This window comes from Streptomyces sp. NPDC051677 (assembly GCF_044453465.1).
In the GTDB taxonomy this organism is placed as follows: Bacteria; Actinomycetota; Actinomycetes; order Streptomycetales; family Streptomycetaceae; genus Streptomyces.
In genome coordinates this window covers 142,192-164,978 of record NZ_JBITCT010000012.1, presented here as the reverse complement: position 1 = coordinate 164,978, position 22,787 = coordinate 142,192, and the positions used below count along the sequence as shown (strand labels likewise).

Sequence of the window (22,787 nt, the reverse complement as noted above, 5' to 3'; positions counted from 1 at the left end):
CCTGGGGACGGGGAGGGTCACCACGGCAACGGCGCCGTGTGCGAGATGTCGAAGAAACCGCCGCCGCTGTAGACCAGCGGGGCGAGGTCGTCGTGGCGGGCGGAGACCACCCGGCCGGTGAACACGGTGTGGCTGCCGGCCTCGAGCCGCTCCCCGATCTCGACCTCCAGCTGCGCGCAGGAACCGTCGATCAACGGGGCGCCGAACGCGCCCGGCGTCCAGGAGACGTGGGCGAACTTGTCGTCGCCCTTGGAGGCGAAGGTCTTCGCCACGTCGAGCTGGTCGGCGGCCAGGATGCTGATGCCGAGATGGCTCGCCCGGTGCAGCGCGGGATGGGTGCTGGAGCTGTGCTGGACGCAGACCAGGACCATCGGCGGGTCGAGCGAGATGCTGGAGAAGGCGTTGACCGCGAGGCCGCGGGGCGTGCCGTCGTCGTCCGTGGTCACCACGGTGACGCCGGTGATGAACTTGCGGTGCACCCCGCGCACCAGATCGGCGTCGACCGCCGCCTGATGGCCGGTGGTGATGATCCCGAGCGCCTCCAGGAGCTGCCGGGAGTCGAAGGTCACCCACTCCTCGGCGACCGAGGGGCCCTCGAAGCGGGCGAAGGTCGCGCCGGACACCTCGACCGGTTTCCCGGTGGGCGGGACGCCGAGGAAGGCGCCGGTGTGCCGGCCGGTGCTGCGCCAGCGGATCGCCAGCCGGTCCCCGTCCTCGACGATGTCCTCGATCTCGGTGCGCAGATCGGGGAAGGCCTCGCGCATGGCGCGGATGGAGTCCTTGAGCTGGTCGCGGTCCTGCGCGGCGGAGGCGGGTCCGCGACGGCGGACGTAGGTGGGGCTGAGCAGCTCGTCCAGGGCCTCGACGTGCCCCTGGTCCCAGGCGGCCCGCCAGGCGGAGCGGATGCGGGAGGTGCGATCGGCGGCGGCAGGGCGGTCAAGAGTGTGGGTCATGGTGGGTCCCTCAGTCAGCTCTTGTATGGCAGAGGACCGTAGGGAGGGGGTGGTTCGGTGTCAACACCTCGTTCAGAAAAGCCTGGAGATTGCCGAGGTGACGATCAAAAACACAGGTCAGACTTGTTTCGTCGTAGTTGACCCTTGACGGTCCCGATTCGGGCTCCTAGCCTCGCTGCCATGGCACAGCGAGAGAGGGAAGGTCACGGGATGCGGTTCTCGATATTCCACAACCTCGGAGCGCCCGGACGGCTCGGCGAGTACGCCCAAGTCATGGACGAGGCCCGGGAGTTCGCGATCGCCGCGGAACAGGCCGGCTTCTGGTCCACCTGGTACACCGAGCACCACTTCGGGCACGAGGCGATCGAGATCACGCCGAACCCGGTCCTCATGGGCGCCGACATCGCGGCCCGTACATCGCGCATCCGCATCGGCCAGGCGGCCTCCATCGCCACGTTCTGGCACCCGCTGCGGCTCGCCGAGGACATCGCGATGCTCGACCAGCTCTCCGGCGGCCGCGTGGAGGTCGGCCTCGGCCGCGGCCTGTACGGCCGCGAGGCGCTCAACCTCAACGCCCTGGCCGACCCCCGCGACCAGGAGCAGAACCGGGCGCTGTACGACGAGACGGTCGAGATCCTGCGCAAGGCGTGGAGCGGCGAGTTCTTCTCCCACCAGGGCCGCTTCTACGAGTTCCCGTCCCCCGGCGTGAAGTGGAACCACCCGCTCTCCCCCGCCACGGACGACTACACGGACGCCGGCGTCATCACGAAGATGCAGGTCACGCCCTTCCCGGCGCAGCGTCCGCACCCGCCGCTCTGGCAGGTCATCGACAGTCCCCGGTCCATCCAGGCGGCCGCGGCCGACGGCGTCCAGGGCATGTTCTGGCTGCCGCCGGTGTCCGCCCTGAAGGACCGTTTCGAGCTGTACCGCGCCACGGCGAGCGAGGCCTCCGGCCGCGCGTACGCGCTCGGCGAGGGCATCGGCCTGGTGCGGGACGTCTACGTCGCCGACACCATGGAGCAGGCCCGCGCCGACTTCGAGGAGGCGCTGATGACGACGTACCGCTGGATCATGCACTGGCGGGGTCTGAGCAACCTCATGGAGGCGGGCGAGGAGCTCACCGACGCGCACGAGCTGTCCTTCGACTTCCTCCAGGACAGGAACCTGCTGGTCGGCACGCCCGAGTACGTCGCCGAGAAGGTGGCCGAGCTGCGTGACGAGGTCGGCCTGGAGCATCTGCTGCTGTGGACGACCCATCCGGGGCTGCCCCACCGCAAGGCGATGCGCAGCCTGGAGCTGTTCGCGGAGAAGGTCATGCCGGAGTTCGCCGTATGAGCCGCGGCGCCTGCGACATCCGCAAGGTCGTGACCGTCGTCGACGAGGTGCTGCTGGAGCTCGGCCGCCCGGTGGCGACTCAGGTACGGCGGGTCGCGGTGGCCGCGGTGCTCCGCAACCCTTGGGCGGGGCGCGGTTTCGTCGCCGACCTGCAGCCCGAAGTGGAGGCGGTGGCACCGGAGTTGGCGCAGCTGCTGACCGGGAAGCTGATCGACGCGTTGGGCGGGGTCGACCGCGTCGAAGCCTTCGGCAAGGCGGCCGTCGTGGGCCTGGACGGGGAGATCGAGCACGGCGGCGCGCTGATCCACACGCCGTACTTCGGCAACGTCCTGCGGGAGTTGACCGAGGGCACGTCGATCATCGTGTTCAGCGACGATCGGCTGCCGGCCGGTGAGCCGCTCACCGTGCCGCTGTGGCACAAGACGGCGGCGGCGACCCGCTCGCACTACCAGACCGTCCAGATCCGGGTCCCGGACGCGCCCCGGCCCGACGAGCTCGTCGTGGTGGCCGCAGCCGCGTCCGGCCCGCGTCCCAACGCCCGTATCGGAGACCGCCGTACGGATCCCGCCGTCCGTCTCGCCGACCTGGAGAAGCTGGAGAGCGCCCGATGAACGTTCGCAAGATCATCACTTTCACCGAGGACATCCACACCGAGGGCGGCCGCCCGGTCGACCCGCCGGCCCGTACGGCGGTGGTGCTCGCCGTGATCGAGAACCCGTGGGCCGGGCAGGGCTTCGTCGCCGACCTGCTGCCTGGCATCGACGAAGTCGCCCCGAAACTGGGCGAGTTGCTGGCACCGCGGGTGGTGGAGGCGCTCGGGGCGCCCGTGGAGGCGTACGGCAAGGCGGCGATCGTGGGCCTGGACGGGGAGATCGAGCACGGCTCGGCGCTGATCCACACGCTCAAGTTCGGCGACCACTTCCGCAAGGCGGCCCAGGCGACGACGTTGCTGCCGGCGGTCGAGAAGCGGGCGGCGGCCGGGACGGTCTTCGACATCCCCCTGAAGCACATCACGGACGCGACGATCCGCTCCCACCACCAGACGATCGAGGTCCGCGTGCCGGACGGGCCCCGCGCCGACGAGATCGTCATCGGCCTGGCGGCCGCGTCGCAGGGGCGTCCACAGGCTCGCTTGGCGCCGTTGTCAACGGAACGATGACCGCGATGGGTGCGATGGGCGGGTCGGTGGCGCTGAGCCACGAGGGGCACGGCGCCGGTCCCGATCTCGTGCTGCTGCACGGGGTGGGTCTCGACCGCACCATGTGGCAGCGCTGCCTGCCCGCGCTGGCCGAACGGCACCGCGTGACCGTGGTCGACCTGCGCGGGCACGGCGCGTCTCCTCCCGCCGTTCCCGGCGTGTCCCTGCAGGAGCTGGCGGCCGACGTCGCGGCACTGCTGACCGGCCCCGCGCACCTCGTGGGGTTCTCCCTCGGCGCCCTGATCGCCCAGCAACTGGCTGCTGTGAGGCCTGAGTTGACGGCCTCGCTCACCCTGGTCAGCTCGGTCGCCGGGCGGTCACGGGAGGCGAGGGCGGCGGTGGCACGGCGTCGGGAGCGGGCCCTGGAGGACTTCGAGGCGTCGGCGCACGCGGCGGTGGAGCGCTGGTTCTCGCCCGAGTGGCGGACCCGGGAGCCGGAGCTGGCCCGGTCGGTCCTCACCATCCTGCTGAAGAACGACCGCACGTCGTACCTGGCCTGCTACGACGTCTTCGCCACCGCGGACGCAGGGCTGTGGCCCCGCCTGCCCGACATCACGGCGCCGACCCTCGCGGTGACGGGCTCGGACGACCCCGGTTCGACGCCGGCGATGTCCAGACTGCTGGCCGACCGGATCCCGGGCGCCCACGCCCTGGTCGTGCCGGAGACACGCCACCTCCTTCCCCTGGAACGCCCGGAGGAGCTGACCGAGGCGGTGCTGACGCACACGGGCTCGGCAAGAGCGCCCCTGTGAGGGCGCGGGGCTGTGCCCAGGTGCGGCTCCGCCGCGCGAGCGCGAGCAACCACACACAACCCGCAGCCGAGGAGCAGCCCTCATGACCCCACTCCCCCGCCACCAGCACTACATCGCCGGCGCATGGACCGCTCCCGCGTCCGGCGCGTACTTCGAGAGCGTCAACCCGACCACCGGCCAGGCATGGTACGAGGCCGCCGACGGCACAGCCCCTGACGTCGAACGGGCTGTCACCGCCGCCCGAACCGCCTTCGAAGACCCCCGCTGGCGCGACCTCAGCCAGACCAGGCGAGGCGGCCTGCTGCGCAGGCTCGCAGAGCTCATCGGCGAGAACGCGGCGGAGCTGGCCCGCACGGAGACCCTCGACAACGGCAAGCTCCTGCGTGAGATGCAAGCCCAACTCGCAGGCCTCCCCGAGTACTTCCACTACTACGCCGGCCTCGCCGACAAGATCCACGGTGAGGTCGTCCCGGGCGCGAGCCGCGACCTCCTCAACTACACCCTGCGCGAACCGGTCGGCGTGGTGGGCGCGATCACCCCCTGGAACTCCCCCCTCCTGCTCACCGCCACCAAACTCGCCCCCGCCCTGGCCGCGGGCAACACGGTCGTGGTCAAACCGTCGGAACACACCTCGGCCTCCCTCCTCGCCCTCGCCCCCCTCTTCGAGCAGGCCGGCTTCCCTCCCGGCGTGGTCAACGTCGTCACCGGCTTCGGCGCCACCGCGGGAGCGCCCCTCACCGAGCACCCCGCCGTGGCCAAGGTGACCTTCACCGGCTCCACGGAGACCGGCCGCCGTATCGCCCGCACGTGCGCCGACCGCTTCGTACGCTGCACCCTCGAACTCGGCGGGAAGTCCCCGAACATCGTCTTCCCGGACGCCGACCTCGCCTCCGCCTCCATGGGAGTGATCGCCGGGATCTTCGCGGCCGCGGGTCAGACCTGCGTGGCGGGCAGCCGCGTGCTCGTCCACGAGGACGTCTACGACGAGGTCCTGGAGCGAGTGACGGCACGCGCCGCGACCATCCGCATCGGGGACCCGTTGGAGGAGGCCACCGAGCTGGGCCCGCTGGCCCTGGCGGACCAGCTGACGAAGGTCGAGTCCTACGTGGACCTGGGGCTGGCCGAGGGCGGCAAGGTGGTGGTGGGCGGCGCGCGCCCGGACACCGGGCTCGGCGGCTGGTTCTACTCCCCCACGGTGTTCACCGGCACGGACAACTCCATGCGCATCTGCCAGGAGGAGATCTTCGGACCGGTGGCCACGGTCATGCCGTTCGCGTCCGAGGAGGAGGCCCTCGCCATCGCCAACGACTCGGTGTACGGCCTGGCCGCGGGCGTGTGGACCCGGGACGTCAACCGCGTCCACCGCATGGCGGCGCGCCTGGAGGCCGGCACCGTGTGGGCCAACACCTACCGGTCGATGTCGCCGATGTCGCCGCGCTCTGGCTTCAGGAGCAGCGGCACGGGCGTCGAACACGGCACGGAGGTCATTCGGGAGTACACCCGGCTGAAGAGCGTGTGGATCAACACGAGTGAGGAACCTGTCGGTGACCCGTTCGTCCTGCGGTCATAAGCCGTCTTGCATGGCAGACGACGGTGGCGCTTCCAGGACGGTTGACGCCACACGCCTCCCCACATTACGTTCACGTACCATGCAACAACCCAGTGGGCGAGGACGCAAACCGCTGCAGCAGACCAGCATGCAGGCCAGGGTCGCCGAAGAGCTGCGCCAGATGATCATCAGTGGGGAGCTCCCGCCGCGTTCGAGCCTGTCCGAGATGGCGCTGTCGGAGACGTTCGGCGTCAGCCGCACCCCCATCCGCGAGGCCCTCAAGCAGTTGCAGATCGAGGGCCTGGTGGAGGTGCGGCCGCGGGTGGGCACGTTCGTCGCCGTGCCGTCGCGGCGCGAGATCACCGAGCTGTTCCAGATGAAGGAGCTGCTGGAGGGCGCCGCGGCCCGGCTGCTGGCGTTCCGCGGCAACGTTCCCGAAGTGGCCCGCATCGAGGAGAACATGCGGGAGGCCGACGAGGCCGTCCGCGCGGGCGACGCAGGGCGGTACGCGCAACTGGTCCACGAGTTCCACGACCTGCTCGTCATCGGCGCGGACAACTCCAAACTGGAGGCGCACTACCGCACGCTCATGAACCAGCTGGCGTACGCGCGCCTGGTCCGTACCTCCCTCGCCCAGCCGGGCCGCCTCAGCGAGTCCGACCACGAGCACCACCGGGTCCTCGACCTCATCCGCGCCAAGGACGGCGACGGCGCGGAACGCGTGATGCGCGAACACGTCCGGCGCAGTCACCAGGCCCTCATGGCGGGCATGGACGAACGGCAGCAGCAGAGCTGAGGGACTGCCGCCGTGAACGTTCTCGGGTCGTCCGGCGTCTCAGCGGTAACCGACCCCGAGGGAGTCACCATGACCGCCGGACGTTCCCGTGCTCGAATCGTGGCCACGGCCGCGCTGCTCGGGGCTCTGCCGCTTGCGACCACAGCCTGCGGCTCCTCGACCGCTACGACCTCCGCCGACGCCAAGGAGCCGCAGAGCGGTTGGGAGGAGCCTGCCCAGTACTCCTACACGCTGACGTCGAGCACCCAGGTCCTGGCGGGGACGTTCCGGGTGAAGGTCCGCAACGGCCAAGTGGCGGAGGTGGTCGGGCTCGACGAGGACAGCCGGCGGCAGGCGCGGGATCTGCCGGGCGAAGTGCCCACCCTCGGCAAGCTGTTGAACACGCTGCACCGGGCCCGCAGCGAGGACGCGGACACGGCGGAGGCGGAGTACGCCGCCGACGGGCACCCCGTGCGGATCTCCCTGGACTGGGACGAGAACTCCATCGACGACGAAGCCCTGTACGCCGTCAGCTCCTACGAACCGGGCCCAGGCCAGGACCGATGAGTTTCTGCGTGATCCGCAGTCAGAGTTCACGGTTGGTGCGCCGCTGTCGAGAGCGTCGTCGAAGCGGGCGCCGACCGAGTCAGCTGAGAACCGGACCCGAGACAGCGAGGAACCTCCGATGCGCACCCTGATCAGCACCGCTTTCATCTCGCTCGACGGCGTCGTGGAGGCCCCGGGCGGCGAGCCCGGGTACCGCAACGCCGGCTGGACCTTCAAGGACGTCGAGTTCCTCCCCGAGGCGTACGAGATCAAGGGCCGGGAGCAGAAGGAGGCCGCCGCGATGCTGATGGGCCGGGCCAGCTACGAGGCGTTCAGCCCGGTGTGGCCCGGCATGGAGGACTTCGCCGACTACAAGGCGATGCCGAAGTACGTCGTCTCCACCACCCTCACCGAGGACGACCTGGTGTCGAACTGGGGGGAGACGACGATCCTTCGCTCGCTGGACGCCGTCGCCGCACTCAAGGAGACCGAAGGCGGCCCGATCATCGTCCACGGCAGCGCCGCCCTGAACCAGGCCCTCTCGGACGCGGGCCTGATCGACCGCTACCACCTGCTCGTCTTCCCGCTCCTGCTCGGGGCGGGCAAGCGACTCTTCAGCGCCACGGACAGGGACGCCCAGAAGCTGAAGCTCGTCGAGCACGAGGTCTACGCCAACGGTCTGCAGAAGAACGTCTTCGACGTCCTGCACCCCTAGGGGCGCGGGTCACCGCTTGTGAACGGTTCGAAGGAATGGCTGAAGTGCCAGGTGTCCTGTGCGATGCCGGAGCACGAATCCGAGCCGCCGGTGCCCGGGCAGCCGCCGTTGTCGCGCTGGAGCGCCCAGAACGAGAGCGTGTTGATCTTCTTCGCCTCGGCCCACTCCTCCACCGTGACCGCGTCCTTGGCGGTGAAGGTCTCCTCGGGGCCGTAGTCGTCGATGCCGGGCATCTCGATGACGCCGATCATGCTCCACAGCCTCGCGGAGCTCTTCTTCGGGTAGAGCGCGGCCAGTTGGTCGTGCAGGCCGGCGGCGGCTGTCTCGGTGTCGGCCGCCATGTCGTGGGTGGCGCCGTCGTAGTAGTCGAACGTCATGAGGTTGACGACGTCCACCCGCGCGCCGTTGTCGACGGCGTTCTGCAACAGGGCCAGGCCGTTGGCTGCGAGGCCGGTGGTGGAGGTGGGCAGGGTGTAGGAGAACTGGACGCTGCGGCCGGTGCGGTCGGCCCAGCGCTGGACCTCGGCGATCGCCTTGTTGCGGCGGTCGATTCCGGCGGCGTTGTCGATGGAGTCGCCCTCGACGTCGAGGTCGATCCGGGTGATGCCGTACGTCGTGACGAGACTCTCGTACACCTTGGCGATGGCGGCGACGCTGGTGCAGCTGTCCGCCAGTTCGGTGCCGGTGGTGTCGGCGGTCCAGCCGCCGAAGGACGGGATGGCATTGCCGCCGCGTGCCTGGATCGTGGCGATGTCGCGGCCGAACGTGGTGCGGGCGATCGGCTGGTCGGCCTCGCCGTTCCAGTACGCGGTGCACGAGCCCGCCGTGGCCGTCTGAAGGAAGGCCAGCGTGAGGTACTTGTTGCCCGAGGCGGCGGCGAGTTGGGCCGGGCTTTCGCCGGTCCACGCCTCGAAGTAGGGCGCCGCCACCTGGGGCGGCATGGGCTTGCCGTGGGCCGGGAGGGTGTCCGGCACGGCAAGCGCACCCCCTCCTCCTAGTGCGACAAGCCCGGCGGACACAGCGGTCACGCTCAGGCAGGACAGCAACGTACGAAGGGGACCAGGTCGTCTCACTGACGCTCCCATGGGAAAAGGGCAGGCGGGGACAGCGGAAGGACAGAACCGCGGGCCGAACAGTGACCCATGATTGGACTAGACCAGATAACTGTCAAGGTTCTTTACAGTTAACTGACCGAGCTCCTGGAGCCCCTCAGCCGCGCCGGCGGAGGTACGCCTCCAGCTCTGCGGCCCCGGCCAGCATCGCCCGCCCGCGGGCGGACAACCGACCGTGCCAGTCGCGCAGCGCCGCCTCCAGCGGCTCCAGCCCGCCGGCCGCCCGCACCTGGGCGATCAGCGGGGCGATCTGCTCCAGCAGATAGCCGCCCCGCCTGAGTTGGCCGGCCAGCCGGGCGTCCCGGACGTCGGCTTCGTCGTAGACGCGGTACCCGGTCCGCGGGTCGCGGCGCGGGCGCACCAGACCGGCGCGCTCCCATTTACGCAGCGTCGCGGGCCGGATTCCGAGCCTGCCTGCCAGTGGCCCGATGAACGTGCCGCCGGGCTCGGGCGGCGTGGTGGGCTCCAGGTCGCCGAGGGCGCTCTCCACCGCCTGGAGGGTTCGCCGGTCGTCGAGGAGCTGGGCGTGGCTTTCGTCGATGAGGCGGAACGCCTCATCGACCGCGCCCTGGTTCACGGCCCGCATGATCGACGTCGCCGTCTGGTGGCCGTGGCCGGGCGCCAGGGCGAGGAACGCGCGCAGAGCGCCCGCGTGCAGCGAGGTATAGGTGCGGTAGCCGTGGGGTGTGCGAGCGGCGGCCGGGAGGATGCCGGCCTCCTCGTAGTTCCTGATCGCCTGCGTGGACAGACCGTGCCCGCGCGCCAGATCAACCGGCCTGAGCCGCTCACCGCTTTGAAGGTTTCGCCCCATGGAAGCGACGTTATCGCGGAAAAGTCTCAACCGAAGGTTCAACGATACCGTTGACGGCATGGCTACTGACATCAAGGACGCCGCCCATGCCGTCGAGGCTGCCGCCGTCATGAAGCTGCTCCCGGCCCGGCCTCGCCTGCTCGCCCTCGGCGAGCCCACCCACGGCGAGGACACTCTGCTCGACCTGCGCAACGAGCTCTTCCGGCAACTCGTCGAGGAGGAGGGCTACCTGACGATCGCGATCGAGAGCGACTGCCTGAGGGGCCTGATCGTGGACGACTACGTCTTCTCGGGCACGGGCGCCCTCGACGAGGTCATGGAGCAGGGATTCAGCCACGGCTGGGGCGCCTTCGCGGGCAACCGCGAGCTCGTGCGCTGGATGCGCGCCCACAACGACGGCCAGCCCGCGTCCGAGCGGCTCCGCTTCGCCGGCTTCGACGGGCCGCTGGAGATCACCGGCGCCGCGAGCCCCCGGCAGGCCCTCACCGCACTCCACGGCTACCTCTCACCCCGGGTGGACGCGGACCTGCTCCCCTGTACCGAGCAGACACTGGACCGCCTCCTCGGCGCCGACGACCGATGGACCGACCCCGCCGCGATGAGGGACCCGTCCCGGTCCGTGGGGCGGTCGGCCGAAGCCGGTCGGCTACGGCTGCTCGCCGACGATCTGGTGGCCCTGCTCGACCTGCAGAGGCCGCACCTGCTCACCACGACCTCGCGGGACGACTGGGACCGGGCGCGGCTTCACGGGCGCACCGCGACCGGACTGCTGCGCTACCACTACTGGATGGCCGACACCTCACCGGCACGCATGACCTGGCTGGTGGGCGTGCGGGACCAGATGATGGCCCACAACCTCCTCGCCGTCGCCGCTCGGCGCCCGGCTCTGGTCCACGCCCACAACGGCCATCTCCAGCGGGAGAAGAGCACGATGCGGATGGGCGGGAGGACGGTGGAGTGGTGGAGCGCCGGCGCGCTGGTGAGCGCCCGGCTCGGCGAGGGGTACGCCTTCGTGGCCACCGCCCTCGGAACGATCCGGCACCAGGGAGTGGACACGCCGCCGCCGGACACCGTCGAGGGGCTCCTGTACGCGCTCCCGGCGGACCGCTGCGTCGTCGACGCCCGGCGACTGGCCACCGCGCTCGGCGACGCACGGCCCGCGCCCCGCGTGTCCCCCTGGTTCGGCTACTCCCCGCTCGACCCGGCCCACCTGGCCGACAGCGACGGCATCGTGTTCGTCAAGGACGCCCTGCAGAGCCGGCGCCGGCCTCAGTAGTCCGCTCAGGCCCCCACCGCCACCGCTGCCTCGGGCACGGGTGGAGTCCGCTCTTCCGGATCTTTCCGGATATGGTTTTTCCTATGAAATATCACCTCATGGGGAGGTAGCACGGTGAATGCCCCTCAGAGGTCGGGACAGGCGCCCGCACGGCCTTCGGGGGTTGTCGGATACGCGGGTGTGCTGCGCGAGCTGCTTCCGATCGCACTGTGGCGTGAGGACGCGGACGGCCGCATCGTCGAGTGGTCGCTCGCCGCCCAGGATCTGCTCGGGTTCCAGCCGCAGGACGTACTCGACCGGCCTGCGTCGGCCCTGCTGGTCCCCGACGGCAACCGTGAGCTGGCCGACCAGCTCACCCATCGCGTCCAGGGCGGGGAGACCGTCGTCGGCACTCTGTCGGTGCGCCACCGCGACGGCCATGAGGTCACGATGGAGATGTGGATCGTACCGGCCTCCGACGCGCGGGGACGGCCCGGAGCACTGCTGATCGCCGTGGAGACGTCCCAGGTCCTGCGCATGCGGGATTCCCTGGCGGCCCTGGAGAGCCTGTTCCGTCAGTCCCCCATCGGTCTGGCCACCCTCGGCACCGATCTGCGCTTCCTACGGGTCAACGACGCGCTCGCCCGGATGAACGGCGTCTCCGCCGCCGAGCATGTCGGACGGCGGCTGACGGAGGTCGTGCCCGGCGTCAACGCGGTGGCCCTGGAGTCGATGATGCGGGAGGTGCTGGCCCGGGGGACGGCCGTCGTCGACGTCCGCCGTTCCGGGCGGACTCCGGCGGACCCCCAGCGTGAACGGACCTGGTCGTGCTCCTACGCCCCACTGCTCGACGGCGCCGGCCGGACCCTGGGCCTGATCGCCTCCCTCATCGACATCACGGAGAGCCAGCAGGCCGAACGCGACGCCGAACGCGCCCGCCGCCGTTTCGCGCTGCTGGCGGAGGCCGGCACCCGGATCGGCACCACCTTGGACCTGCGGCAGACCTCCGAGGAGATCGTGCAGATGCTGGTGCCCCAGCTCGCGGACTCCGCCGACGTGCAGCTCCTCGAAGAGGTCATCGCGCCCGACGAGTCCACCGCCGCCACGCACGGCGTCGTCCGACGGATGGCCGCTGTCTTCCCCGATCCCTCCGCCCCCACGGCGAAGCTGCTCCCGGGCATGACGTCCCGCATCGCACACGGCTCCCTCTACGAACGCGTCATCGCCGACGGCCGTCCCACCAACCTCTACCGGGCCGACGTCCCGGCGCTGATCACCGATCCCCGGGCCGGCGAGCTGCGCGCCTATCTCATGAGCCTGGGCTCCGCGAGGCTGGTCCCGCTGGTCGCCCGGGGCAAGGTGCTCGGCGCGATCGTGGTGACGCGGCTGCGCAGCCGCGAGCCCTTCGACGAGCAGGACTGCGTGCTCGTCGACGAGCTGGCGGCGCGCGCCGCCCTGAACATCGACAACGCGCTCATGTACACCCGGCAGCGCGCGGCGGCCCTCACCCTGCAGCGCAGTCTGACCAACAGCGCGCTGCCCGCCGTCCCCGGTCTGGAGCTCACGGGACGGTACCTGCCCGCCAGCGAACACGACGTCGGCGGCGACTGGTTCGACGTCATCGCGCTGCCCGCGGACCGGACCGGACTCGTCATCGGGGACGTCATGGGGCACGGCATCCGCGCCGCTGCCGTCATGGGCCAGCTCCGTGCGGCGGTGCGTACGCTCGCCCGGCACGGCATCGAGCCGGCCCACATGCTCCGTTCGCTGGACGCCGTCGTCGCCGACATGGGCGAGGACCAGATGGCGACCTGCGTGTACGCCGTCCACGATCCCGCCACCGGCGGGTGCCTCGTCGCGCGGGCCGGCCACCCCCCGCCGGCGGTGGTGGCGCCCGGCGGGGCGATCACCTTCCTCGACGGCTCCCCGGGGACGCCGCTGGGAACGGGAGGGCAGCAGTTCGGGACCGAGGTCGTCCCGCTGCCCGCGGGCAGTCTGCTCGTGCTGTACACCGACGGGCTCATCGAAGCCCGCGGCAGGGACCTCGATCAGGGACTCGACCGGCTCGCGCGGGCTCTGCGGCGCCCCGGTCGGCCACTCGCCGCACTCTGCGACGGCGTCCTCGAGCAGATGCTGCCGCACCCGGCCCAGGACGACGTCGCGGTGCTGATGGCCCGACCGCAGTGAGACGGACCGACGTGGCTGTCGAGCCGATTCGGGGTACCCGCCCTTACGGAGGTACCTCATGTTCGAGGCCGGCGATATCCGTGAATGGCGCGGTCACCGCGTGGTCGACCCACAGGGGCACAGGATCGGCGTCCTGGAGTCGGTCTATGTGGACACCGGGACCGACAGGCCTAGCTTCGCCACGGTGACCGTGGGTCTTCCCACCCGCCGTCGCCTGGTGTTCGTGCCGCTCAGCGGGGCGACAGTCGGTCCGGGCTATCTGAAGGTCGCCCACAACAAGAACGCCGTGAAGAAGGCCCCGGCGATCGACGTCGACGGCCAGCTGCGCGCCCAGGACGAACCGAAGGTGTTCGCCCACTACGAACTGGACTATGCGCCGGGCGCCGGCGGCGAGCGACGCCTTGCCCGCCGCTGAGGCGTCGTGGCCCTCGGGAGTACCCATGAGCCTGTTTCTGTTTCTGATCCTCGTGGCCCTCGTCCTGGGCATCATCGGGTTCGCGGCCCACGGGATGTTCTACCTGCTGATCATCGGCGCCCTCGTTCTCCTCGCCGATCTCATCTACGCCGCGATGCGTTTCCGCCGGGGCGGAAGAAAGCACCGCCTGACCCGTTGACGGGGCTTTGTCCCCGCCCGCCGACCGTCGACCCCACCGCAGCCGTCACCCATGCCGGTGATCACCGGCGAAGCAGCCCCGTGTCACACGGCCCCACCGCCACCCTGTGGGCATGCGCCGTACCCTCGCCCTCGCCACCGTCCTGGCCGCCGTCCTCCTCGCCGGCGGCTGCGTCTCCCTCCCTTCCGGCGCGCCGCCGCCCCCGCACATGGCCCCGGCCGCCGCCCGCACGCCCTCCCCCGTCCCCTCTCCGGGCCAGGTCCCCGGCCAGGCCTCAGCCCGCACCGCCCTCGTCACCACCGCCCCCACCCGGGCGCCGGAGCAGCACACCCGGGGCCGCCGGGTCGCGGAGCGCCGTTCCTCGAACACCGAGGGACACCGGCCCCCGCGGGCCCAGGCGTCGGCGCGCTCGCACACGGGCACGGCGGCACGTCCCGCTCCTCCCGCACCTCCCACGCCCGCCGCCACGCCACCGCGGGCCCGTCACCAGCCGGCGCCCCCTGTCGTGCCGCGCCGCCAGACGCCTCGCCCGCACACCACCCAGCCCCGGCCCACGTACGACATGCGCACCGTGTGCGCGTGGTCGCACCAGTCACCCGTGCCGCCTGCCGTCGGCGGTCTCTGCGACGCCTACGTCCACTGAGCGACTCGCCTCGCCGTGCGCGAGGACGGCGCCCGCAGCCGGTGCTCAGCGGGTGTGGCGGCGGATCGCTTCGAGGAAGCGGTCGATGTCGTCCGGGGTGTGGGAGTAGGCGGTGACGAGCCGGACGACTCCGGGGCCCCAGCGGCCGTGGTGGAAGGTGTAGCCCTCTGCGAGGAGTCCTTCGACGGTCTGCTGGGGCAGGCTGCAGAAGACGATGTTCGCCTGTGGGGTGGCCGCCAGGCCGATGCCGGGGGCGGCCTTGAGGCCGTCGCTCAGCCGCAGGGCCATGGCGTTGGCCTGGCGGGCGTTGCGCAGCCACAGCTCGTCGGTGAGGTAGGCGTCGAACTGGGCGGCGTGGAAGCGCATCTTGGAGGCCAGTTGCCCGGCGCGCTTGGCGCGGAAGGCGAGTTCGCCGGCCAGTGCGGGGTCGAAGGAGACGATGGCTTCGACGGTCATCGCGCCGTTCTTGGTGGCTCCGAAGGAGAGCACGTCCACGCCGGCCTTCCAGGTCATCTCGGCCGGGGAGGCGCCGAGGCAGTCCAGGGCGTTGGCGAAGCGTGCGCCGTCCATGTGGACGCGCAGGCCGGCGTCCTTGGCGATGCCGGACAGGCGGCGGATCTCGTCGAGGGTGTGGACGCTGCCGCTTTCGGTGGCCTGGCTGATGCTCAGGACGGACGGCTGCACGCTGTGCACATCCCCTACCCGGTGGCGCACCGCCTCATGGAGAGCATCGGGGTCGACCTTGGTGTCGTGGCCGGCCACGGCGACGATCTTGGCGCCGTCGGTGAAGAACTCGGGGGCTCCGCATTCACTGGTGTTGATGTGGCTGGCGGGGTGGGCCAGGACGCTTCCCCAGGGCCGGGTCAGGGCCGCCAGGCTCAGGGCGTTGGCGACGGAGCCGGTGGAGACCAGCAGGACGGCGGTGTCCCGCTCGAAGATCTCGTCCAGCTTGCGTCGGACCTTGTCGGTGAACGGGTCGCCGCCGTACGGCAGGACCTGTCCCGCGGCTGCGTCCACGACGGCCTGGACGATCTCCGGGGACGCCCCGGCCATGTTGTCGCTGAGGAATGCGCGACTTGAGGGGATGGAGCCGATGCTGGTGTCCATGGGCGGGCTTCCTTGAGTCCGGTGCGTGCGCTCACCGTCGGTCAGAGGGTGAGGAGCTCCTCGTGGAAGCCGCCGAACTCCCGCTCCCGGTCGATGAGATGGATCTCCAGGATCCAGTGGCAGCGGCGTCCGGCCTTGTCGGTGCGCCGCAGCGGGGTGTCGTTGGCCGGGGTGATGTACGACTCCGTGTCCGCGCCGTCGATCCACTCGTGCGGGAACTCGCCGACCAGGTGCCCGGCGTGCCAGCCGCCCAGTTCCCAGCCGGCGTCGGCGGCCAGCCGCTCGACCTCGGCGTACAGCTGCTTGCCGGTGATGTCCGGGGCGCTCTCGAAGATGCCCTTGCCGGCGGCGAAGATCTTCGGCAGGTCGTCCCGCAGGCGTCGCTTGACCGGGTCGTCGCCGAGGACGAAGGTCCGGCCGAAGTCGGCCTCGTACTCCTCGAAGATGGGCCCGAAGTCGGCGAAGACGATGTCGTCCGCGCCGATCACCCGGTCCGGCGGGTTCTCCCGGTACGGCGCGAGCGTGTTCGGGCCCGAGCGCACGATCCGCTTGTGCCAGTGCCGGGTCGTGCCGAACAGCTCGTTCGCCAGATCCCGGACACGGTCGCTGACGGCTCGCTCGCCTTCGCCCGGCGCGACGAGACCGCGCCTCTCGATCTCCGCGAAGAGCCGTTCGGCCTTGGCCTGCGCGTCCAACAGTCGTGCCGCGCGCGTGGGTTCGTCGTCCGCCATGGGGCCGACCGTAGTGATCCGGATCGCTTCCGGCAACGGGATTCCGCTGGCCGGCGGGCGGTTCGGGGCGGCGTCGATGGTGACTGCGAGCAGCACGGGGGCGCGGCCGAAGAAGGGGTCGAGCTCCGCCGAGGACAGCAGCGCGTGGTGGCCGTCGGCGCCGGACACCGCGATCAGGAAGCGCAGGCGGTCCTTGCGGCGGGCGGGGTCGAAGCCGGGCCCTGCGGCCGTGAGGACGTCGTGCAGCAGAGGTCCGGTGAAGCAGTGGTGCCGGACGCCGCTGATGGCGCACTCGAAGCTGACGTCGGTCTGGCGCTGCCACCGGGCCGGCGGCTGTGCCGGCGAGTGCGAGGCACTGGCTGCGGCGCGAGAAAAACCCCTGCGTCCGCCGCTGTCCTCCGTCATACGCTGACGCCCGCTGTCTGCTGAGGGAGGACTTATGGAAATCCGGAGCCTGACCCGTACGGAAGCCGAGCGCCGGGGTGCGTTGTTGACGGTCGAGCGGTACGACGTCGACATCGACCTCACCGGTCTGACCGACGGGCCGGAGGTCCGGTGCGTCTCCACCGTCACCTTCGGCTGTCGGGAGCCGGGCGCGGAGACCTTCGTGGACTGCGTGGCGCAGGTCCGCAGCGCCACGCTGAACGGCAGCCCGCTCACCCCCACCGGGGACGGCCGGATCCCCCTGCACGGCCTCGCCGAGCACAACGTCCTGCGGGTGGAGAGCGTCCAGGCCGACACGGCCACGGGCGCGGGCGTGCACAAGGCGACCGACCCCGCGGACGGCGAGGTCTATGTGTGGACGAGCTTCGAACCGGACGAGGCCCGTTTCGTCTGGGCGTGCTTCGACCAGCCCGATCTGAAGGCCCCGCACGCCTTCACCGTCACGGCCCCGACGGCATGGACCGTCACCAGCAACGCGCAGGATCCGCGCGTCGAGGAGCTGGCCGGCGCCCGCCGCTGGACGTTCCCGGACACCCCGCCCCTGTCCGTGTACAACACGGTCGTCAATGCGGGACCGTTCCACGAGGTCCGCCGCGAGGCCGACGGCTACGACCTCGGCCTCTACGCCCGTCGCTCCCTCGCCGCGGTCCTCGACCGCGACGCCGACGAGATCTTCACCCTCACCCGTCAGGGCCTCGCCTTCTTCGGCGAGGCCTTCGCCATGCCGTTCCCGCAAGCCAAGTACGACCAGGTGTTCATGCCGGAGTTCGGCGGAGCGATGGAGAACTACGGCTGTGTGACCTGGTCGGACGGCTTCCTGCGGCGGGCCACGCCGACGCCCGCCGAGAGCGAGCTGCTGGCGAAGGTGCTGCTGCACGAGATGGCACACATGTGGTTCGGCAACATCGTCACCATGCGCTGGTGGGACGACCTGTGGCTCAACGAGGCGTTCGCGGAGTTCGCCTGCCACTGGGCCGCCGAGCGCGCCACCCGGTACACCGACGCCTGGGCGGGCCATCTGGCGGGCGACAAGCTGAGGGCGTACCTCTCCGACCAGGGGCCCGTGTCGCATCCGATCCATCAGCCCATCCACGACGTCGCCCAGGCCGCCTCGATCTTCGACAACATCACCTATCCCAAGGGCGCGTCCGTTCTGCAGCAGCTCATGACGTATGTCGGCGAGGAGCGTTTCAGGGCCGGCATGACGTCCTACTTCGCCCGCCACGCGTGGGGCAGCGCCACGCTCCAGGACCTCATCGACGCGCTGTCCGAGGCGAGCGGGCGCGACCTGGACACGTGGCGCACGGCGTGGCTCGGCACGGCGGGCCCGGACCGTTTCACCGTGGAACGCGACGGCGACACCGTGACGCTGGAGGCCGCCGGCGCACCGCGTCCGCAGGTGCTGGCCGTGGGCGCGTATCGCAGGAACGGCGAAGCCCTCGAACGCGCGGCGCTGGTACGCGTGGAGGTGACACAGGCCCGCACGGCGCTCACCGGTCTGCCGCCCGAAGCGGACACCGACCTCCTGCTGATCAACGACGACGATCTGACCTTCGCCACCACCCGCCCGGACCCCGCGACGAGGGACGCCCTGTTCCGCTCCGCGGCGCAGCTGCCCACGGCCATCTCCCGGGGTGCGGCCGTGGCGACCGTGTGGGACATGCTCACCACCGGCGAGGCCACGGCGGCGGAAGCCGGACGGTGCATCACCGCCGTCCTCGCGGCCGAGACGTCCGACGCCGTGATCGAGCCCTATCTGACGCTCGCCGCGAACATCGCCGAACTGTGGGCGCCGCACGACGAGCGCGCCGGACTGACGGCGGCGGTGGCTGCGGCCTGTCGGCGCCTCGCGGCGGACTCCGGTCGCCGCCAGGTCGCCCTGCGCGGCCTGGCCCGCACCGCGACGGCCCCGGAGGACCTGGCGTGGCTGCGTGAACAGGCGGGCGACGACGTGGACCTGCGCTGGCGCGCGCTGGTCCGCGAGGCGGAACTGGGCGGGGACGTGTCGGCCGAGGCCGCCGTGCTCCTGGCCGACGACCCGGATCCCGACGCCTGGGTCCGCGCCCTCACCGTGCGGGCCGCCCTGCCGGACCCCGCCGCCAAGGCGGAGGTCTGGCAGAGGGTGGCGGTGGACCGCGCGGTTCCCGTCAACTCGGTCGGCCAGGTGGCGGCGGCGTTCTGGCGCCCCGGCCAGGACGCCCTGTTGGCGCCGTACGCCCAGAGCTACCTGGAATCCGTCCCGCAGCTGCACCGGGGCGGGATGATCCCGGCGATGGTCTACGCAAGCCACCTGTTCCCGCCGCACGCCATCGACGCTGCGTACGTCGAGAAGGCCCAGCAGGCGTCCCACGAGGCGGCCCCGGTGGTCCGCAACACGCTCCTGGAGCGCTCGGACGCGGTGCGGCGGATGCTCCGCTCCCGAACCCGCACGGCCTGACCGCGGGCCGGCCGGTTCGCAGGTGACGGGCTTGCAGGTGATGGGCGCCGTCAGGTGCAGTCGAGGGTCGTGAGGTCCACGGCGTCGGCCATCGCCTGCATGCCCTTGTCGTTGGGGTGGACGTGGTCGCCGCCGTCGAAGAACGGCAGGAGCCGTTGGGGGGTGTAGGGGCTGCGCAGGATGCGGTCGAAGTCGGCGACGGCGTCGAACGCGTCGCTGGTTCTGATGAACGCGTTGACGTCCTGGCGTACGGATTCGGCGGCCGGGTCCCATTCCGGCCAGCCCTCGAAGGGCGCGACGGTCGCCCCGACCACGCACAGGCCCGCGGCGTGCGCGCGGCGGGCGATCTCGCGGTAGCCGGCGATCATGTCCTGGGCGGTCACGCCGGTGTGGGCCTTGATGTCGTTCACGCCCTCGAAGAGGAACACGGTGCGCACGCCCGGGTGGGACAGCACGTCCCGCTGGAGCCGGTTCAGCGCGCTCGGGCCGGCTCCGTCCGCCAGCACCTTGTTGCCGGAGATCCCCGCATTGGCCACGCCCTTGACCGCGGTGTCCGCGCGTTGCAGCCGACGGGCGAGGTAGTCGGGCCAGCGGCGGTTGACGTCGGAGGTGGACTGCCAGCCGTCCGTCAGGGAGTCGCCGAAGGCGACCACCGCGCCCGTCGACGCGGTCGCGCGGACGGAGACGGCGTCGAGGTAGAACCATGAGCCGGTCGTCCCGCTCCAGTGCTCGGCGCTTTCCTCGGCGGTGTGGTCGCCCTGGGTGAGGTACGACGTCTGCATGGCCATCCCGTGGCCGCTCGCCGGGCCTGCCGCGTCCGGCGAGTGCAGGCTGACGACCAGGTCGGTCGCGGCGGGCAGGCGGCCGGGCAGCGCGTCGCTCAGCGCGGCGCCGCCCGCGGGAATCGTGACGGAGTCCGCGCCGCCGAAGCTCAGTCGCCGGTTGCTGCCGCGTACCAGTGCCGCGCCCTGCTGCCGGACGCCGGCGTAGACGCTGTCGAAGGTCACCGGTCGGTCGCCGAAGGCGTTGGTCAGCCGGATCCGCAGATCGCTGCCGCCGACGCTGGTGCGGACGACAAGACGGTAGCCGCGGTCCGCGACGCCCTCCCCGACCCGGTCGGCGGAGGCCGCCCAGGTGACGACGTCGTGCCGGGTGTCCGCCGCGTGGGCGGCCGCTGCCGGCGCGGTGGGGAGCAGAGCGGCGGCAAGCAGGGCGGCGAAGAGGCGGCGCAACCGGGGCCGACGGGCGGTCATCGGGTGAAGCCCTTCAGCGTGACGGTCTCCCCCGGTCGCAGGTCCACCGTCCGGGACGTCTGCGCGTACGCCACCGTCGTGGTCCGGCCGCCGACGCTGCGCAGCCGTACCGAGGTGGGGGCGCCGTTGCGCCATCGCAGGTCGACGACGAAGCCTCCGCGCGCGGGCAGTCCGGTGACGTGCCCGGAGGCGGCCCAGGCGGCGGGGAGGGCCGGCAGGAGTTCGAGGCGCCCGGGGCGTGAGTAGAGGAGCATCTCGGTCATCGCGGCGGGCGTGCCGAAGTTGGCGTCGATCTGGAAGATGCCCCGGCCCTGTTCGACCTCGTAGACGTCGAACAGGTTGAAGGCGGTGCCGTTGCCGCCGCCGGTCGACGGGCGCAGGTTCCTCACGACCAGTTCGTACGCGTTCTCCGCGTTCTTCAGGCGGGCCCAGCACAGGGCGCGCCAGGCGTTCGCCCAGCCGAAGCTGTTCATGCCGCGCGCGGTGAGGAGGGCGGTGGCGCCGTCGAGGGTCTCCTTGGTGGTGGAGCCGTCGGGGCGGATGCGGTCGCCGGGGAAGAGACCGACGAGCGGGGAAAGATGCCGGTGGGTGGTCTCGCCGAGGTTGTCGGGTGACATCCATTCCTCCAGCCAGCCCGTCTTCGGGCTCACCTGCGGCAGGTGGAGCCGCTTGCGCAGGGCCGCGATCCTGTCCGCGTAGGCGGCGTCCTGGTCCAGTTCCCCCGCGGCGGTTTCGTAGTGGCCGAACAGAGCCCACACCAGTTCCTGGGCGTAGGTGATGCCTTGGGCGTCGAGCGGGCCGTGTTCGGGCGACCAGTCGCTGTCGGCGACGAGGACCTCCCGGTCCGTGCCGGGGAGGGTCGTGGGCAGCAGTCGTGCCTCCCAGAACTGGCAGGCGCCCTTCAGCAGGGGGTAGATGCGCTCCAGGTGGGGGCGGGAGCGGGTGAACTCGTAGTGCTCCCACAGGGTGTTGGCGAGCCAGGCGTTGCCCGCGGGGTGCCACCACCAGCCCATGCCGCCGTGCGGGTTGGTGGAGATCGCGACGGTCCAGCCGGCGTTCTCGCCGGTGGAGTTGCGGTAGCGGTTGCGCGGATCGTTGAACAGGGTCCGGGTGAGGGCGGTCCAGGAGGGCAGTTGGGCGAGGCAGTAGTCGGTGAGGGCGTCGAAGCACGGGGACAGGCCTGCGCGGTCGGCCATCCAGTAGTTCATCTGGACGTTGATGTCGGTGTGGTAGTCGGCCATCCAGTCCGGGTCGTTGCCGTCGAGCCACAGCCCCTGCAGGTTGAGGGGGAGGCTGCCGCGTGAGCCGGAGATCATCAGGTAGCGGCCGAACTGGAGGTAGGCGGCCTCGAGTTCGGGGTCCGGTGTCATGTCGTGGGCGCGGGCGCTGAGGCGTTGCCAGGTGTCCAGGGAGCGCTGTTCGGCGGTCGACGTGCCGAGTGAGACGTCCAGTTGGCCGTAGAGGGCACGGTGGTCGACTACATGGGTGTTCAGGAGGGCGGCGACCGAGTGGGCGGCGGCCGAGCGTACCTTCGTACGGGCCAGTTTCTCGGGGTCCAGGGACGGGTCGCGGTAGTGGGTGCGCGCGTCGGGTGCGTAGTCGGTGCCGCCGCTGACGATCACCGTGAGATCGGTGCAGTTCGAGAAGTCGATCCGGGCGCCGTTCACCCGGACCCGGCCGCCGGTGCCCTGGGCCGTGACGGCGGCGCCGTAGCGCAGGCCGTTGGGGAGAGCGGCGCCGAAGGACTCGGCTGCCGTGCGGGGCTCGCCGTGCGTGCCGTCCAGGGTCACGGAGCCCGTGTGGCGGCCGCCGCCGCTCTGGGTGAAGTGCAGGACGAGCACGTCGTCGGGGCGGCTGGCGAAGAGCTGCCGCCGGTAGGTCACTCCGGAGCGGACGTATGTCGTCGTGAGCAGGGCCTGGGCGAGGTCGAGGGTGCGCCGGTAGTCGTGGACGGCGGACAGGTCGTGGCCGGGCAGGTCGACGGTGAGCCGGGCGAGGAGCGTGAACGAGCCGAAGTCGTCGCGGCCGTAGGGGAACTGACCGTCGGCGTCCAGCCGGTCGTTGAGGCCGCCGGTCCACATCGTGGCGTCGGTGATCAGCAGGAGTTCCCGGCCGGGGTCGTTGCTCGCGAGGGCGCCGAGGCGGCCGTTGCCGACGGGCAGCCCCTGCTCGATCATGGAGTGCTCGTCGGCCGGGGCCTGCCACCACAGAACGTGGCGTGAGGCGTCGGCGGGCGGCGGGGTCCGCGTCGGCCGTCGCGGTGCGGCGGAGGCGGTGAAGGCGGGCAGGCCGGCGAGGGCCGCGGCGGTGAGACCCGCGGCGAGGAGGGTGCGTCTGTCGGGGTCTGTCGGGCGGGGGTTCATGGCGGCT

General features: G+C 71.3%; 20 protein-coding genes and 2 pseudogenes. 14 read left to right on the top strand and 8 right to left on the bottom strand.

Features of this window, described 5'->3' with window-relative positions; all coding sequences use genetic code 11:
• Positions 1-17: 17 nt before the first annotated feature.
• Entirely contained in the window at positions 18-953 is a 936-nt protein-coding gene (locus ACIBAF_RS16745) for a flavin reductase (RefSeq protein ID WP_399463954.1), read from the bottom strand.
• A 180-nt stretch (positions 954-1,133) separates the two neighbouring features.
• Here ACIBAF_RS16745 and ACIBAF_RS16740 point away from each other — a divergent pair, with 180 nt between their 5' ends.
• From ACIBAF_RS16740 to ACIBAF_RS16705, 8 genes are all read left to right on the top strand, one after another.
• A complete protein-coding gene (locus tag ACIBAF_RS16740; RefSeq protein ID WP_399463953.1) occupies positions 1,134-2,288 on the top strand; it encodes an LLM class flavin-dependent oxidoreductase in 1,155 nt (384 codons plus the stop codon).
• The gene (locus ACIBAF_RS16735; RefSeq protein ID WP_399463952.1) at positions 2,285-2,899 is read left to right on the top strand and encodes an amino acid synthesis family protein; all 615 of its coding nucleotides are present in this window, start codon (positions 2,285-2,287) and stop codon (positions 2,897-2,899) included. Before ACIBAF_RS16740 ends, ACIBAF_RS16735 begins: the two co-directional genes overlap by 4 nt.
• Positions 2,896-3,447, top strand: a complete 552-nt coding sequence (locus ACIBAF_RS16730) for an amino acid synthesis family protein (RefSeq protein WP_399463951.1) — start codon at positions 2,896-2,898, stop codon at positions 3,445-3,447. Before ACIBAF_RS16735 ends, ACIBAF_RS16730 begins: the two co-directional genes overlap by 4 nt.
• Positions 3,444-4,238, top strand: coding sequence for an alpha/beta fold hydrolase (locus tag ACIBAF_RS16725; protein ID WP_399463950.1), 795 nt, complete (start codon positions 3,444-3,446; stop codon positions 4,236-4,238). The genes ACIBAF_RS16730 and ACIBAF_RS16725 overlap by 4 nt, the downstream gene beginning before the upstream one ends.
• Positions 4,239-4,320: 82 nt before the next feature.
• Complete coding sequence (locus ACIBAF_RS16720) at positions 4,321-5,808, top strand: aldehyde dehydrogenase (RefSeq protein WP_399463949.1); 1,488 nt, start codon at positions 4,321-4,323, stop codon at positions 5,806-5,808.
• Between the two features lie 79 nt (positions 5,809-5,887).
• Complete coding sequence (locus ACIBAF_RS16715; protein ID WP_399463948.1) at positions 5,888-6,583, top strand: GntR family transcriptional regulator; 696 nt, start codon at positions 5,888-5,890, stop codon at positions 6,581-6,583.
• Between the two features lie 69 nt (positions 6,584-6,652).
• Positions 6,653-7,129, top strand: a complete 477-nt coding sequence (locus ACIBAF_RS16710) for a DUF6174 domain-containing protein (RefSeq protein ID WP_399463947.1) — start codon at positions 6,653-6,655, stop codon at positions 7,127-7,129.
• A 118-nt stretch (positions 7,130-7,247) separates the two neighbouring features.
• Positions 7,248-7,823 (top strand): dihydrofolate reductase family protein, encoded by a 576-nt coding sequence (locus ACIBAF_RS16705; protein ID WP_399463946.1) that lies wholly within the window; start codon positions 7,248-7,250, stop codon positions 7,821-7,823.
• Here ACIBAF_RS16705 and ACIBAF_RS16700 read toward each other — a convergent pair.
• A pseudogene (locus ACIBAF_RS16700) lies at positions 7,823-8,908 on the bottom strand (chitinase); the annotation flags it as partial. The gene ACIBAF_RS16705 and the pseudogene ACIBAF_RS16700 sit on opposite strands and share 1 nt — an antisense overlap.
• A 124-nt stretch (positions 8,909-9,032) precedes the next feature.
• A complete protein-coding gene (locus ACIBAF_RS16695; protein WP_399463945.1) occupies positions 9,033-9,746 on the bottom strand; it encodes a TioE family transcriptional regulator in 714 nt (237 codons plus the stop codon).
• 58 nt (positions 9,747-9,804) lie between these two features.
• On the opposite strand from ACIBAF_RS16695, the gene ACIBAF_RS16690 reads away from it, so the two are divergent.
• From ACIBAF_RS16690 to ACIBAF_RS16670, 5 genes are all read left to right on the top strand, one after another.
• The gene (locus ACIBAF_RS16690) at positions 9,805-11,022 is read left to right on the top strand and encodes an erythromycin esterase family protein (protein ID WP_399463944.1); all 1,218 of its coding nucleotides are present in this window, start codon (positions 9,805-9,807) and stop codon (positions 11,020-11,022) included.
• A 180-nt stretch (positions 11,023-11,202) separates the two neighbouring features.
• Complete coding sequence (locus ACIBAF_RS16685; protein ID WP_399463943.1) at positions 11,203-13,188, top strand: SpoIIE family protein phosphatase; 1,986 nt, start codon at positions 11,203-11,205, stop codon at positions 13,186-13,188.
• A gap of 58 nt (positions 13,189-13,246) precedes the next feature.
• The gene (locus ACIBAF_RS16680; protein WP_399463942.1) at positions 13,247-13,603 is read left to right on the top strand and encodes a PRC-barrel domain-containing protein; all 357 of its coding nucleotides are present in this window, start codon (positions 13,247-13,249) and stop codon (positions 13,601-13,603) included.
• A 25-nt stretch (positions 13,604-13,628) separates the two neighbouring features.
• Positions 13,629-13,802, top strand: coding sequence for a hypothetical protein (locus ACIBAF_RS16675; RefSeq protein ID WP_399463941.1), 174 nt, complete (start codon positions 13,629-13,631; stop codon positions 13,800-13,802).
• Between the two features lie 112 nt (positions 13,803-13,914).
• Entirely contained in the window at positions 13,915-14,445 is a 531-nt protein-coding gene (locus ACIBAF_RS16670; protein ID WP_399463940.1) for a hypothetical protein, read from the top strand.
• Between the two features lie 45 nt (positions 14,446-14,490).
• On the opposite strand, the gene ACIBAF_RS16665 is transcribed toward ACIBAF_RS16670, so the two are convergent.
• The 3 genes and pseudogenes from ACIBAF_RS16665 to ACIBAF_RS16655 all read right to left on the bottom strand — a co-directional run.
• Positions 14,491-15,552: a threonine aldolase family protein gene (locus tag ACIBAF_RS16665; protein WP_399463939.1), complete on the bottom strand. Its 1,062-nt coding sequence runs from the start codon at positions 15,550-15,552 to the stop codon at positions 14,491-14,493.
• Between the two features lie 41 nt (positions 15,553-15,593).
• The gene (locus ACIBAF_RS16660; protein ID WP_399464035.1) at positions 15,594-16,283 is read right to left on the bottom strand and encodes a M24 family metallopeptidase; all 690 of its coding nucleotides are present in this window, start codon (positions 16,281-16,283) and stop codon (positions 15,594-15,596) included.
• 27 nt (positions 16,284-16,310) lie between these two features.
• A pseudogene (locus tag ACIBAF_RS16655) lies at positions 16,311-16,568 on the bottom strand (hypothetical protein); the annotation flags it as partial.
• Positions 16,569-16,722: 154 nt separating this feature from the next.
• Between ACIBAF_RS16655 and pepN the strand changes: the two are divergent.
• A complete protein-coding gene (gene pepN / locus ACIBAF_RS16650; protein ID WP_399463938.1) occupies positions 16,723-19,164 on the top strand; it encodes an aminopeptidase N in 2,442 nt (813 codons plus the stop codon).
• A 50-nt stretch (positions 19,165-19,214) separates the two neighbouring features.
• Here the strand turns inward: pepN and ACIBAF_RS16645 are convergent, their stop codons facing one another.
• Both ACIBAF_RS16645 and ACIBAF_RS16640 read right to left on the bottom strand, forming a co-directional pair.
• Positions 19,215-20,417: an SGNH/GDSL hydrolase family protein gene (locus ACIBAF_RS16645; RefSeq protein ID WP_399463937.1), complete on the bottom strand. Its 1,203-nt coding sequence runs from the start codon at positions 20,415-20,417 to the stop codon at positions 19,215-19,217.
• Positions 20,414-22,780 (bottom strand): glycosyl hydrolase family 95 catalytic domain-containing protein, encoded by a 2,367-nt coding sequence (locus ACIBAF_RS16640; protein ID WP_399463936.1) that lies wholly within the window; start codon positions 22,778-22,780, stop codon positions 20,414-20,416. The genes ACIBAF_RS16645 and ACIBAF_RS16640 overlap by 4 nt, the downstream gene beginning before the upstream one ends.
• Between the last annotated feature and the right edge of the window lie 7 nt (positions 22,781-22,787).